This window comes from Acidobacteriota bacterium (genome assembly GCA_028875575.1).
Classification (GTDB): Bacteria; Acidobacteriota; Terriglobia; order Versatilivoradales; family Versatilivoraceae; genus Versatilivorator.
In genome coordinates, this window is the sequence record JAPPDF010000088.1 from 41,489 (window position 1) to 55,155 (window position 13,667).

General features: G+C 58.5%; 11 protein-coding genes. 8 read left to right on the top strand and 3 right to left on the bottom strand.

Annotated features, from left to right (window positions below):
• Positions 1-19 precede the first annotated feature (19 nt).
• The 4 genes from OXI69_14290 (at position 20) to OXI69_14305 (ending at position 5,577) form a co-directional block, all read left to right on the top strand.
• Positions 20-892 carry an FAD-binding oxidoreductase gene (locus tag OXI69_14290; protein MDE2667310.1) on the top strand — a complete coding sequence of 291 codons (873 nt, stop codon included), beginning with the start codon at positions 20-22 and terminating at the stop codon, positions 890-892.
• A gap of 99 nt (positions 893-991) precedes the next feature.
• A complete protein-coding gene (pabB, locus tag OXI69_14295) occupies positions 992-2,452 on the top strand; it encodes an aminodeoxychorismate synthase component I (GenBank protein MDE2667311.1) in 1,461 nt (486 codons plus the stop codon).
• Between the two features lie 564 nt (positions 2,453-3,016).
• Complete coding sequence (locus OXI69_14300) at positions 3,017-5,170, top strand: bifunctional (p)ppGpp synthetase/guanosine-3',5'-bis(diphosphate) 3'-pyrophosphohydrolase (GenBank protein MDE2667312.1); 2,154 nt, start codon at positions 3,017-3,019, stop codon at positions 5,168-5,170.
• Between the two features lie 20 nt (positions 5,171-5,190).
• Positions 5,191-5,577: a RidA family protein gene (locus OXI69_14305; protein ID MDE2667313.1), complete on the top strand. Its 387-nt coding sequence runs from the start codon at positions 5,191-5,193 to the stop codon at positions 5,575-5,577.
• 31 nt (positions 5,578-5,608) lie between these two features.
• Here OXI69_14305 and rpmB read toward each other — a convergent pair whose 3' ends face one another.
• On the bottom strand, positions 5,609-5,800 hold the full coding sequence (gene rpmB / locus OXI69_14310) for a 50S ribosomal protein L28 (GenBank protein MDE2667314.1): 192 nt from the start codon (positions 5,798-5,800) through the stop codon (positions 5,609-5,611).
• Positions 5,801-5,946: 146 nt separating this feature from the next.
• On the opposite strand from rpmB, the gene tsaD reads away from it, so the two are divergent.
• The 3 genes from tsaD to OXI69_14325 are packed head-to-tail and all read left to right on the top strand — an operon-like array spanning position 5,947 to position 9,466.
• Positions 5,947-7,038 (top strand): tRNA (adenosine(37)-N6)-threonylcarbamoyltransferase complex transferase subunit TsaD, encoded by a 1,092-nt coding sequence (tsaD, locus tag OXI69_14315; GenBank protein MDE2667315.1) that lies wholly within the window; start codon positions 5,947-5,949, stop codon positions 7,036-7,038.
• A 41-nt stretch (positions 7,039-7,079) separates the two neighbouring features.
• On the top strand, positions 7,080-8,408 hold the full coding sequence (thrC, locus tag OXI69_14320; protein ID MDE2667316.1) for a threonine synthase: 1,329 nt from the start codon (positions 7,080-7,082) through the stop codon (positions 8,406-8,408).
• A gap of 20 nt (positions 8,409-8,428) precedes the next feature.
• Positions 8,429-9,466 carry a peptidylprolyl isomerase gene (locus OXI69_14325; GenBank protein MDE2667317.1) on the top strand — a complete coding sequence of 346 codons (1,038 nt, stop codon included), beginning with the start codon at positions 8,429-8,431 and terminating at the stop codon, positions 9,464-9,466.
• Here OXI69_14325 and OXI69_14330 read toward each other — a convergent pair.
• Positions 9,450-9,989 (bottom strand): TlpA disulfide reductase family protein, encoded by a 540-nt coding sequence (locus OXI69_14330; protein ID MDE2667318.1) that lies wholly within the window; start codon positions 9,987-9,989, stop codon positions 9,450-9,452. The genes OXI69_14325 and OXI69_14330 overlap by 17 nt on opposite strands.
• A gap of 361 nt (positions 9,990-10,350) precedes the next feature.
• Between OXI69_14330 and OXI69_14335 the strand changes: the two genes are divergently transcribed.
• On the top strand, positions 10,351-11,196 hold the full coding sequence (locus tag OXI69_14335; protein ID MDE2667319.1) for a hypothetical protein: 846 nt from the start codon (positions 10,351-10,353) through the stop codon (positions 11,194-11,196).
• Positions 11,197-11,206: 10 nt separating this feature from the next.
• Here OXI69_14335 and lon read toward each other — a convergent pair whose 3' ends face one another.
• Positions 11,207-13,666 carry an endopeptidase La gene (gene lon / locus OXI69_14340; protein ID MDE2667320.1) on the bottom strand — a complete coding sequence of 820 codons (2,460 nt, stop codon included), beginning with the start codon at positions 13,664-13,666 and terminating at the stop codon, positions 11,207-11,209.
• Position 13,667: the final 1 nt, after the last annotated feature.

Genomic DNA, 13,667 nt, shown 5'->3' on the forward strand with positions numbered 1-13,667 from the left:
CCTCGCAGGTGATCAAGGAATGAGAAACGGAACGCCTAGGACAGTGAAGCGGATGGCCGGTGTGCTCGCGGTGACGGTGATCGCACTGGTCGGAACACTGCAGGCCCAGTTCGACTATCGAGCCAAAGTGGTCAAGATCGAAGACTTGACGCATGACGTGCGCCGGGTCGGACTGGAGTTGGAAGAGTCCGAGGGGTTCACCTTCACGCCCGGGCAGTACGTCTTTGTCAACATTCCGAAATACTATATCAAGCAATGGAACCAGAAGTACGGTACCGATTACGAACAGGTCTTGCGTCCCTATTCCTTCGCCTCCAGCTCCAGCAAGCTGCCCCGGTTCGATGTGATCATCAAGTGGGCCCGGCCCCCTCGCGACAAGGACGTTCCCCCGGGGATCGCATCCAGCTTCGTGCACCAGCACTTGAGAGTGGGCGATGTGCTCGAAATCACCGAGCCCACGGGAAATCTTTACCTGCGCGCCGACACGGGCGAGCCGATCGTCATCGTGGCCGGCGGCTCGGGGGCGGCGCCCTTCGTGTCCCTGCTGGAATATTTTTTCGAAAGGGGATTCGACAAGAACAACGAGATCTACTTTTTCTTCGGCGTTCGAGCCAAACGCGATCTCTTTCTTCACGACCGCTTCCTCGCCTGGGACAAGAGCAAGCCCCGTTTTCACTACATCCCCGCCCTGTCCCATCCAAGACCGGAAGATAACTGGGAGGGAGAAACCGGTTACGTCCAAATACCCCTGGGCAAGCGCATCAAGGGGCCTACGGGAGCTCACGCCTACCTGGCTGGCCCACCGATCATGATCAAGTTTGTTGAAGAGGTGCTCCGGTCCAAGGGGATTACCAAGGACCGAACACACTACGACGAAATCGAAGCCCGCTAGCTCGAGAGAGCGAGAGCACCCGAAGCGGCTATTCTCGTTAGTCCCTCCACTCAACCCGGTTCCGGGCAGCTCGTATTCCCCTCCACTCCTTTGGCGCCCGTGGCCTCTCCGCCCTACACCATCGAACCCCTTCCTCTCTCATGGGACCCTCTGCAACTGGTCCGGGCGGCCGGCACCAATGGCGCCCTGCTCGATAGCGGACCCGGTTACGGCTCCTTCGGCAGATTCTCGTTCTTTGGCTGCGAGCCCTTCCTGACTGTGTCGGCACGGGGTGCGTCGGTTCGAATCGTTGGAGAACACCGACGGCAGCTCATGAACGGCAACCCGATTGAGATCCTCTCCCGATTGATCCGGCAACAGACCCTTCCGGTGGAGGAGCCGGCGAGCCACGCTTCCCACCTGCCCTTCCGGACCGGAGCCGCCATCGGGTTTCTTTCTTACGAGTTGGGTCGCTTCGTGGAACCCTTTGCGCGCCGCTCCAAAGAGGAGCCGGACCTGCCCGACCTGCAATTCTTCTTCTTTGACGCGCTGCTGGCCCACGACCACAGCATGAACCAGACTTGGGCCATCGTCCGCAACCAACCCCGAGCCGGAAAGCGGTTGCAATCCACTCTGGACAGAATCCGTCGGGTCGGACTTGCAGGCTCAAGGTTGCGCAGTGCGCAGCAATCGAGCCCGGAAACCTGGACGAGCAGCCTGACCTATGAAGACTACTCGGCAGCGGTGAGAAAGGCCCAGCGCTACATTGCCGATGGAGAGATCTACCAGGTCAACCTGTCGCAGCAACTATGGTGCCGCTCCTCCATGACGGCGCCGCAACTCTATCAAGAACTGCGCCAGACGGGAGCTTCGCCCTTCGGAGCCTACCTCCAGGGCAGGCATTGGGCAGTGCTCAGTCTCTCCCCGGAGCGGTTTCTGCGCTACTGGCCCAGGCAACGCCGGATTCAGACTCGACCCATTAAAGGGACCCGCCCGCGCGGGGCTTCGTCCGAAGAGGACCAGGCGCTTCGGCAAGCTCTGTTGCAGAGTCCCAAGGACGCCGCCGAGCATGTCATGATCGTGGACTTGGAACGCAACGACCTGGGACGGTTGGCCAGTTACGGAACGGTACGGGTTTCCGATTTCCGTCGCCTGGAGACCTTTCCAACAGTCCACCACCTCACCTCCACCGTCGAAGCCAAGCTGAGACCGAACTGCAGGTTGGAAGAGCTTGTTCAGGCCACCTTCCCCGGCGGGTCCATCACCGGGACTCCCAAAGTAAGCGCCATGCAGGTCATCGACGAACTGGAGCCCCAGCCACGGAGCGTCTACACGGGAAGCATCGGTTACCTGGCGTTCGATGGAAACCTCGACCTCAACATCGCCATTCGAACGCTCATCCTCAGGGATGGCTGGGCCCGTTATTCGACTGGTGGGGCCATCGTGGCCGATTCCCGGGCGGATGACGAATACATGGAAACTCTCCACAAGGCGCGCCCCTTTCTGAGGGCCCTGAATCTGGGCGAACCCTCGCGCCACGGCCTGAAAGCCCCTGTCGGCGACCGCCAACGCGGATTGTAGACTTGTGGATTGTTGATTTTGGATTCGAGACAGAATCAGCGGTCAAGGCTCGACAATCAACAAGCGAACGAGCTTCGCCCGTAGCAGCTAATCATCCTGACTATCCTGTCAATCCACGTTCCTTGTGCAGCAAACCGGTTTAGCAGGGCATGGTGCTACGCGGATGTCTCTTTGTCCGTTGAGTTTTTTGCAGAATTCGCAGCGGGTCAGGTCAAATTGCCGGCGATCGTGACGTCTTGCCCTTTTCGACAACGGGTGCGACGTGCGAGCAATGCGGGCTCACCACCAAAAGCACAAAAGCCACAAAACGAATATCTGAACAGGTCGGAGGCCGTCTGCCGAATCTGATCCCACAAGGCCCGCATGCCCTGGTCGTTTCTCATGTTTCTGCTCTTTTTGTGCCTTGTGTGGCCATTCCCGGCAACGATCCGGCTGCCGCATTTTTCAAACGCTTCCGTTGTGTATTGAAAGCCAACATTGCCTGACATTGGCGGGAAATGTGGGCCGTCTGAACCGCGGTCCGCGCCGGTTGCTAGCCGCCAGCCTTTCCCTTAAACTAGGGCCATGATCCGCTTTGACGAGGTGTTGGCCAAAGTCGAGAGATCCCATCCTTCCGACGACCTGGAGGTGCTGAGGAAGGCCTATCGCTTTTCGTCCAAAAAGCACGATGGGCAGTCCCGTGAATCGGGTGAGCCTTACTTCAACCATCCCCTGGCGGTGGCCGATATCCTGGCCGACATGAAGCTTGACGCCAGTTGCGTCAGTGTCGGACTGCTGCACGACGTCGTGGAGGACACGGTCGTTCCACTGGAGGAGATCGAAGAGAATTTCGGCAAAGACATTGCCAACATCGTCAACGGGCTCACCAAGATCAGCCAGTTCCACTTTTACTCCAAGGAAGCCCGGCAGGCGGAGAATTTTCGCAAGATGTTCCTGGCCATGGTGGACGACATCCGAGTCGTCCTGGTCAAGCTGGCCGACAGGCTCCACAATATGAGGACGTTGGAGTTCCTTCCGATGGAGAGACGGCAGCGGATTGCCCAGGAAACCATGGAGATCTACGCCCCCATTGCTCACCGCCTGGGCATGGGCAAGATCAGGGGTGAGCTCGAGGATCTTGCCTTCGCCACCCTGGATCCAGAGGCCCATCGCCAGATCAAAGAGGAAATTGAGCAGAAAAGACGAGTTCGGCAAAACCTGCTGGAGGAGATCAAGTACAGGTTGACCCATCAGCTCCAGGAACAGGAAATCCCCTGCACTCTGGAATCCCGTATCAAGCGAATCTACAGCACCCATCAGAAAATCAAGCGACAGCGAATTCCCATTGAGCAGGTCTACGACCTGCTTGCCTTGCGCATCATTACCGGCTCGGTAAAGGACTGCTACGCGGCTCTGGGCATCATTCACAACCTCTGGCAACCAGTGCCGGGAAGAATCAAGGACTTCATTGCCATTCCACGACCCAACATGTACCAGTCAATCCACACCTCGGTCATTGGCCCCCAGGGGCAACCCTTCGAGGTACAGATCCGCACCGTCGAGATGCACCGGGTTGCCGAGGAGGGTATTGCCGCCCACTGGAAGTACAAAATGGGCCGGGGAATGGACGAAAAGGACGACCAGCGCTTTCTCTGGCTGCGGCACCTGGTGGAATGGCAGCAGGAGATGCAGGATCCCAGCGACTTCCTGAGCACACTCAAGATCGACCTCTACCCCGAAGAGGTTTACGCCTTCACTCCCAAGGGCAAGGTGATCATTCTTCCCCGTGACGCCACCCCGGTCGACTTCGCCTATGCCATCCACAGCGAAGTCGGGGCCTGTTGCGTCGGCGCCAAGGTGAATGGCCGCATCGTTCCCCTCAGATCTCGACTCAAGAACGGGGACATCGTTGAAATCCAGACGCAAACCGGCCACGTGCCCAGCCGGGACTGGTTGTCCTTCGTCAAGACCTCGCGGGCACGCAACAAAATCAGACACTTTCTGAACGTCAGTCGCCGAGAACGCGCCATGGAGCTGGGCAAGCGCATTCTGGAGAAGGAGGCCAAGCGACTCAAGATCAACCTGAAGAAGCACATGGAAGACGGGTCGCTATTGGAGGCCGCCCGGCCTTACCGGTGCGACAAGATAGAGAAAATCTACTCCGCATTGGGCTTCGGCAAGATCTCGGGGCGGATGCTCCTGAGCAAGTTGGTGCCGCCGGGCGAATTGACCCGGGCGCAAAAGGACAAGCCCGGCAAGTTCACCTCGGCCGTGAAGAAGGTCCTCGGGCTCTCTTCGGACGGGTCTCTCAAGGTCAAGGACATCGATGGGATTCTGGTCTATCGGGCCAAGTGCTGCAACCCGATTCGCGGCGAGCCGATTGTCGGCTACATCACCCGGGGCAAGGGAGTCGCCGTCCATGCCAAGCGCTGCGCCAACGTGGGCAACCTCCTCTATGAAGCCGAACGCAAGATCGATGTTTCGTGGACCGGAACGGTCGGGGGAATCTATGCCGTCAAGCTTTCCATCTCGGTAGACGACAGGCAGGGGATGCTGGCGGAGATTACTTCCCGCATCTCCGATATCAAGACCAACATCAAGAATATCGAAGCTCAGGCCTTCGAAGACCGTCACGGACTCATTCACGTCACCATCGAAATCAGCGACCTCAAGCACCTGGAAAGGGCCGTCCATTCGATCAAGAAGATCAAGGGCGTCAACGAAATCGTCTGGCAATAGTCCCGGCTTGAGAGGGAACCATGAAATTCATCATACAAACCGGCGGCGCACCCGCCGCCATCGGCCCCTATTCGCAAGGGGTCAGAGCCAGGGCATCCGAATTCCTCTTTCTTTCCGGACAGATCGGGCTGGATCCCCAAACCGGCGAATTGGTTCCGGGAGATATCGAGGCCCAGACCGAGCGGGTCCTGAGGAATCTGGAGGGAGTCCTGAGGGCCGCGGGCAGTTCACTCGATCATGTAGTCAAAACCACCATTTACCTGACCGACATGGACGAGTTCCCGCGGGTAAACAAGGTCTACGAGAAATTCTTCGGTGAAAGCCTTCCCGCCCGGGCCACGGTTGGCGTTTCCTCGCTGCCCAAGGGAGCTCTGGTGGAGGTCGAAGCCCTGGCGGTGGTGGGGTGATTCCCCCTGGCACGGGGGGAGGAATAGCAGCTTAATGAGACTTCACGATACGCCCGGACCGAATGCAGGAAGCACACACTCGGGCTCGCCTGCGCCGCCCGTCAACTACGATTCGCACTCGATGCAGGTTGAGGTTCCATCTTCTTCTGGTTGCATTGTTGGCGTGGCTGACATTATTCCCAAACATCGGAGCCTTTCTACAGAATTCACAACGGGCAGCCATGACTAGCCTCCATCAAACAAGGTCACGAGTCCGGGAGGATAGCAAAAGCCCTCCCCGAGGTCAAATGTCGTCAAGCCGAAACTGTGCCCCCGGAGCGTACAGATTCTCAGACCACCGATGAGGCCATCCCAGCCCGTTCGATCCCCATGTTGACCCTTGGTATTGAATCTTCCTGTGATGAAACGGCAGCCTCCGTCCTGGAAAACGGAAGGCGAATCCTCGCCAATATCGTGGCATCGCAAGAGGATGTCCACAAGCGATATGGAGGAGTGGTCCCCGAGTTGGCTTCACGAAGGCACCTTGAGAACATTTCCCCAGTCGTCAGGGCCGCTCTGGCGGATGCCGGAATCGGACCTCGAGATTTGGATGGTGTAGCGGTAACTCAGGGCCCGGGACTGGTCGGATCGCTCCTGGTGGGGATCAACTACGCCAAGGCACTCTGTTTCAGCCTCAATCTTCCTCTGGTAGCCGTGCATCACCTGGAAGGACATATTTTTTCCGTTCCGCTGACCCTCTGGCAGGAACCACGGCAAGCAGAGGCGGCAGACCTGAAGGGACTCCTTCCCGCCTTGGCGCTGGTTGTCTCGGGAGGACACACCAGCCTGTTTTGGATAGATGGCCTGGGCCTTGGGGTTCAGGAAGAGGCCAGCTACAGGCTAATCGGACGGACCCGAGACGACGCGGCCGGAGAAGCCTTTGACAAGGTCGCCAAGCTCCTTGGTCTCGGCTATCCCGGAGGAGCCGTAATCGAGCGGCTGGCGCGGCGCGGAGACCCCCTTGCAGTCAAGCTGCCCATCCCTCGTATTGACAACGGAAAGCTGGATTTCAGCTTTTCCGGAATCAAGACCGCGGTACTGCGCTACACCCAAAAATACCTCAGCAGGGAACTGTCCGCCAGAAACTGGCAGAGCGAAGATGCCGTGCCCCGGTCCGTTCTCGATTTGGCGGCCAGTTTCCAGCACACCGCCATCAAGATCCTTGGCAAGACGCTGCTCGACGCCAGTCGTGACTACCCGCCCCGTTCCATCATGGTCTCCGGAGGTGTCGCCTGCAACCGAGCCCTTCGCCAACACTTGCAGGAACTCTTTGCAGAGCGTCGCTTGCCGGTATACTTTCCGACCCCCATCCTTTCAACCGACAACGCCGCCATGATTGCGGCGGCGGGTCATCCCAAGCTCGTGAAGCGGCAGTTCGCCAATCTGAGCATCAACGCCGACGCCCGCTTGAAGCTAGCCTGAATGCGATTGAGTTTTGGTTTCGATTTCAGTAGATTCGGGTCATGGCCGCCTTTCTGAAGTGCATCGAGGAAAACTGCCGCAACGTCGTCTCCGCCATGTCCAAGGCATACGTCTGTTCGGCTTGCGGAGGCCTGCTGGACGTGGCCTACGACTTTCAATTCGACGACCCGGAGAAGATCAAGCATCTCTTCCTGCAGCGGCGCCTTTCCAACCATCTCCTCGACCTCAGTGGCGTCTGGAGATACCGGGAACTGCTTCCATTCTGCACGGACCTTTCCAAGGTGGTGTCCATGCAGGAGGGAAACACTCCCATCTACGAGGCCCCGCGCTGCGCGGAATATGTGGGGCTGAAGAAACTGCACCTCAAACACCAGGGGCTGAATCCCACCGGATCATTCAAAGACAACGGCATGACTGCCGGAGTCACCCAGGCTAATCTCCTGAACTCCAGAATGGTGGCCTGCGCCAGCACGGGAAACACCTCGGCCTCCATGGCGGCCTATGCGTCCCGCGCCGGCATGAAGGCCGTGATCTTCATCCCCGACCAACAGATCGCTTTCGGAAAGCTGGCCCAGAGCCTGGACTATGGTGCTCTGACGCTGCAGTTGGAGGGAGATTTCGACGAATCGATGAAGCTGGTGAAGGAAATCACCCAGGAGACCGACGTCTACCTGCTGAATTCGATCAATCCCTTTCGGTTGGAAGGACAAAAGGCGATCATCATCGAGATGCTGTGCCAGCGCGACTGGCAAGTGCCCGACAGGGTCGTGGTCCCCGGGGGAAACCTCGGGAACAGCGCCTCCTTCGGTAAAGCCATCAAGGAGTTGCACGACTTGGGCTTTATCCCGAAGATGCCCATGGTCACCATCATCCAGGCCCAGAGGGCCAATCCTCTCTACCAGACATTGATCTACCATTCCCCCAGGCTGGTCCGTGTCGAGGCCCACACCCTGGCCACCGCCATCAAGATCGGCAATCCGGTCTCATGGAAGAAAGCGGTCCGTGCCATGGACTGGACGCAGGGATGGTGCGATTTTGTCAGCGAGCAGGATATTGCCGATGCCAAGGCCATGATCGGCAGGGACGGCATCGGTTGCGAACCCGCCTCCGCCACCACAGTTGCCGGAATCAGGAAATTGATCGGGACGCGGGAAATCGATCCCGAGGAAGACGTGGTGGCGGTCCTGACCGGCAATCTGCTGAAGGACCCCGATTATGCCACCAACTACCATCAGGATTCCCTTTATGAAGAGGCAACCTACAGGAACGAGCTGCTGGAGAAAAAAGACAAGGTGCGCTCCACCTTTGCCAATGCCCCCATCAAAGTAAGGGCCGACAAGGAAGAGATCCTGAAGATCCTGAATCTGTAGTGTCAAGCCAGAGAGGACACATGCTGACCCTAACAACCCAAACCGTTCTCCTATCCCTCACCCTCATGTTGGGCCTCGCTCCCGGAACGCCTGTCCCTGGACAGCCCGAAGGCGAGTCCGCCGCTGCCGCCGACAAGGCCATTGTCACCATTGGAGACGAGACGCTTACCCGGGCACAGGTGGCCGACATGCTCCGACTGCTGCCTCCGCAACAGCGCTCCCTGTTCTCGAAACCGGCGGGTAAGCAGGCCTTTGCCGACTACATCGTCCGTTCCAAGCTGTACAGTCGGGAAGCAAGGAAACGTGGCTTGGACGCTCGGCCGGAAGTCGAGCAGACCATTCGCCAATTCCAGGCCATGCTGGAAAAAAACCGGGTGGGGAGACTGCCGATCAAGGATGACGAAGACCGGAAGCAAGTCCTGGCACTCTTCAAGGAGAGTCTGCTCATGAAGGCGGCGGAAAACGAGTTGAAGAAGGAACTGGCGGTCTCGGCCATGGAGGTCGGGAGCTATTACCAGGAAAATGGCGCCGTCTTCGACATGGTGAGAGGCCGCCGGCTGGTCATCCGCTCGGAGGCTTCCAACGTTTTCTTTGGCGACAACAGACCCAAGGATCAGATCTTGTCCGACGAGGAAGCCAGGACCAAGGCGGAGAAGCTGCGCCGGGAAATTCAGGAAGGAGCCGACTTCGAGGTCATGGCCGCCAGGCATTCCGAGGATCCGCTGACCTCCGGCGTCGGCGGAGACACCGGTATCGTGCGCCGCGGACTACCCAACAAGACCCTGGTGACTCCGCCCGAGGTTGACCTGCTGTTCAGTTTGGAGCCGGGGGACCTCAGCCCGATTGTGCAAACGCCCATGGGATTTGCGCTGTTGAAGCTGGACGAAAAGAGGAAGATGAGCCTGGCCGAAGCCCACCCTGAGATCCAGGCGCGCATCCGGAATCAAAAGCTGGAGGACTGGTATCAACAAATGCGGCTTAAGCACGGCATCGTTATCGACCCCTCCTTTTTCGAAACCCGGGTCGAATTTAGCGCCCCCGCTAAAGCAGCGGAGTGATGCGCTCTTCCAGTTTCTTCAGGTCGTGGGTCTCCTCGTTCCTGCCCTCCACGAATCGACCCACGATGTTCCCCTTTCGATCCACCAGCACCAGGTAGGGAATGCTGAAGTTGGGGCGCTGTGGGGACACCTTGACGTAATTCATGGCGATGGAAAAGTCGCCCAGGAGGATGGGATAGGTCAACCCGTACTTCTTGATGTAGGGCTCGACATCTTTGGCTTTTCCCCGATCATGGGAGATCCCCAGGACCACAAACCCCCGATCCTTGTACTTCCGATACAGTTTTTCCAGGAGCGGGTTGGTGCGCTGACAATCCGGACACCAGGTCTGAAAGAAGGCCATCAACACGACCTGCCCTTTCAGGCTCGTTGACTTGATGACCTGGCCATCCCAGGTGGGCAAAATAAAGTAAGGGGCGGGCTCCGTCTCCACCTTCTTCTGCAGCGACACGGCCCAGGAGCCCCCTGCGGCGTATAGGGCAATCGCCAGCCCAATCGCAAAAAACCATCGATTCCGCAACACTTCCACCTCCGATCAACCGTCGGACCGGCCCCGCTTGGGGGTTTGTCGGGGAGGAGGAGACATCGTCATTGGCAAGAGTGGGGACCGACGCAACCGCTCCCAGCCAAAACAGGTGCCAATCCGAACCGTACGGACTCTCATAGCATAGCCCATCCCCTAGCCCCGGGCAACGCCGGCCGCTGGTGTTCTGTCCCATACTACTGTTCCAAAGCGTCAGCCGTCCCCGTGCCATCCCCCTGGCGCCGGGCATGCCGCCGGAGTCTCATGGTATACTCCCGGCGATGTACCCACCCCGGCCACGATGTGGATACTTCCTTGTCCATTCCATCCCTTTGTGGATTGAGAGCGGCCACTTCCTGTCTTGATCGAATCCGACTTCACCCTTAGCCACTTCAACCAGTTGAAGGTGCGATGCACCCTCCGCATTCGGGAGGGCAAGGGGATCGTCACTCCGGTCGTTGTGGCGCACGGGTTTCTGGGCTTCAAGGACTGGGGATTCTTCCCTTACCTGGGGCGGCGTCTGAGCGAAGCCGGATTCGCCGCCATCACCTTCAACCACGCGCTTTCGGGAATCCAGGACAATCCCTGGAAGATTGACGATCCGGAGGGATTCTCCAGGAACTCAACCACTCAGGAACTGCGGGATTGGGATCTGGTGGTGGATGCCTTGTTGCTGGGGAAGGTGCCTCTGGCCGACCGAATGCGCCTGAATGCCTTCGGAGTGATCGGACACAGTCGAGGTGGAAGCTACGCCATTCTGCTATCGCGCCAGGTGCGGCAGATAGCATCGATCGTCACCTGGGGAGCCATTGGCACCTTTGATCGGTTCGATACCGAAACACGCCGGCGCTGGCGAAAGCAGGGATTTCTGGAGGTCCCCAGGGAGGAGCACCTAGCGCCTCTGAGAATGAGGGTGGCTGCCTTGGAGGCGCTGGAGCGCAACGATCGCCGTTTGGAGGTCCTGAACGCTGTGAGAGAATCCACCATTCCCATTATGTTTCTGCACGGCCGCCAGGACCGCCGGGTGCCGTTGTCGGAAGGTGAACGCCTGTGGCAATGTGCCGATCCCCGACTCTGCCGTTTCCATATCGTCGAAAATGCCGGCCACACCTTTCAGACCCGTCATCCTCTGACTACTCCTTCCCCGCCCCTCCTTGAAGCCGTTTCCAAGACCATCGACCGGTTCAGGAATACCCTGCCGAAGTAGTCCGCATTTCTCACCCGGTCAGTGCCCATCGGCAGACGTCGTCGAAGTGGTCGGCGAAATTCACGGACAGACCCTTCCTCAAATAGTCCGGAAGTTCCTCGTAGTCCTTGCGATTGCCTTCAGGAAAAATCAAATGGCCCAGACCGGCCCGCCGCGCTGCGATCACCTTCTCTCTTACTCCACCAATCGGCAGCACTCGCCCGGTCAGCGTCAACTCGCCCGTCATGGCCATGCCCTGGCTGGCCGGTTTTTTCCGGACCAGCGAAGCCAGAGCCGTGGCCATGGTGATCCCTGCGGAGGGACCGTCTTTGGGAATGGCACCGGCTGGAACGTGCAAGTGAACGAAGTGCCGGTCAAAAAATTCGACATCGTCCGACAGATCCGCAACTCGTGACATGATGTAGGAGTAGGCTATTTCGGAACTCTCAACCATCACTTCTCCCAGTTGTCCCGTCTGCTTGAATCCCTTGCGCCGGCTGGCCACGGCTGTTGCCTCCACCTGCAAGGTCACACCACCCAAACTGGTCCAGGCCAAGCCTGTCACTACCCCGGGGGCGTGCGGTGCAAGTTCGTCCGCCTTGTGGATGGGTTTTCCCAGGTAGGCTTCGATATTCCTTGGCGTGACGACAATCTTTCTGTCTGAGTCCCGAGACAACTCAAGCGCAGCCTTGCGGGCAATCTTCCTGATCAGGTTTTCCAGGCTGCGCACTCCGGCCTCGCGCGCATAGCCGTCGATCATGGAGCGCAGTGCTGCCTTTCGAATACCGATTTGGGTCCGCGTCAAACCGTGGTTGCGAATCGACTTGGGAATGAGGAAGCGCCTCGCAATCTCCAGTTTCTCTTCCAGGATGTACCCTGAGAGCCGGATCACTTCCATACGATCCAAGAGCGGCGATGGAATCGTATCGGTTCGGTTTGCGGTCACCACAAACAGGACGTTGGACAGATCGAAGGGAACATCCAGATAGTGGTCGCGGAAGCTGGCGTTCTGCTCCGGATCCAGGACTTCCAGCAGGGCCGAGGCAGGGTCGCCCCGGAATGAAGCACCGATCTTGTCGACTTCGTCCAGCATGATGACCGGATTGGAGGTGCCGGCGGTCTTCAGCGCTTGAATGAATTTCCCGGGCATCGCTCCGATATAGGTGCGGCGGTGCCCTTTGATTTCCGCCTCGTCTCTCATGCCTCCCAAGGAAAATCGGTAGAAGCGGCGCCCCAGTGCCTCGGCAATGCTCTTCCCTACGGACGTCTTGCCCACCCCAGGAGGTCCTGCCAGGCATATGATCGACCCGGAGATATCTCCCTTCATCCTGCCGACGGCTATGAATTCCAGGACTCGTTCCTTGACGTCCTCCAAACCGTAGTGGTCTCGATCCAGCACCCTTCGCGCACGGCCCAGGTCATAGGAATCGCGACTGTGCCTCCCCCAGGGAAGCACGGTAAGCCACTCCAGATAGTTCCGACTGACCATATATTCCGGAGAGGTGGTTTCCAGGATTTTCAGTTTGCCCAGTTCCTCTTCAATCGAAGTCCGGACCTCGCGTGTCAGCTTCAGCGACTGCAAACGTTCCTCGAACTTCTCGATCTCGGCCGTTTTCCCTTCCTTCTCCAGACCCAACTCTCTCTTGATCGCCTTGAGTTGCTCCTTGAGAAAAAACTCTCTTTGCTGAGTTGAAATCTTCTCTTCAATTTGCGTGGTGATCTTTTTTTGAAGCCTGGAGAGATCCACCTCTCTTCGCAGCAGGGTCAGCACCCGATCGATCCGGTGGCGAACATCAAACGTCTCCAGAATCTTCTGCAGTTCCCGACCCTCTGCCGTTGTCAGATGAGCGGCAAGGTCAGCCAATTTCCCGGGATCCTCCAGGCTGGACCGACTCAAGAACAACTTGATGGCCTCGGATTGCAGCGGGTCCAGCTTGACCAGTTCCTTGAGACTGGACACGATGGCCATCGAATAGGCCTTGAGCTCCAGGTTGATCGATAGTTCCGTAGCGTAGTGATAGTCCACCTGGGCAAACAGGCCCGTTTCTCCCAAATCCATCTGTCGGACAGTGAAGCGTTCCAGACAATTCACCAGCACGTGGGTGACCTCCGGCTCGACCTGGACAGCCTTGACGATCCTGGCCGCCACACCGACCCGATGGAGATTCTCCGGCTTTTCCTCGGCTTCCGGATCCTTGAGGAGCACCAACCCCAACGTCTGATCTGAGGATTCCACCGCTTTCTTCAGCGACGCCAGAGGAACTTCTCCCGTGACCTCCAGAGGGACGGGAAGCCCCGGGAAGAATGGCCGCGGCCTCACCCCCAGGATCGGGATCCTGGAGGGCAAGAGTTTGGTGGCGAGCACCAGTCCGGAATCCTCTTGCCTGGATGGTTCGGAGTCGGCCTCTTGATCGGGGTCGGGGTACTCTCTTGGGTCGGCGCCGTTGGCGACAACGTCCTCAGGACCGGATCCTCGCTTGCCATTGCTCATC

Coding starts and splice junctions, on each gene's coding strand:
- OXI69_14325 (MDE2667317.1), top strand. CDS start 8,429: ATGCTGACCCTAACAACCCAAACCGTTCTCCTATCCCTCACCCTCATG.
- OXI69_14290 (MDE2667310.1), top strand. CDS start 20: ATGAGAAACGGAACGCCTAGGACAGTGAAGCGGATGGCCGGTGTGCTC.
- OXI69_14305 (MDE2667313.1), top strand. CDS start 5,191: ATGAAATTCATCATACAAACCGGCGGCGCACCCGCCGCCATCGGCCCC.
- OXI69_14300 (MDE2667312.1), top strand. CDS start 3,017: ATGATCCGCTTTGACGAGGTGTTGGCCAAAGTCGAGAGATCCCATCCT.
- tsaD (MDE2667315.1), top strand. CDS start 5,947: ATGTTGACCCTTGGTATTGAATCTTCCTGTGATGAAACGGCAGCCTCC.
- rpmB (MDE2667314.1), bottom strand. CDS start 5,800: ATGGCTGCCCGTTGTGAATTCTGTAGAAAGGCTCCGATGTTTGGGAAT.
- lon (MDE2667320.1), bottom strand. CDS start 13,666: ATGAGCAATGGCAAGCGAGGATCCGGTCCTGAGGACGTTGTCGCCAAC.
- thrC (MDE2667316.1), top strand. CDS start 7,080: ATGGCCGCCTTTCTGAAGTGCATCGAGGAAAACTGCCGCAACGTCGTC.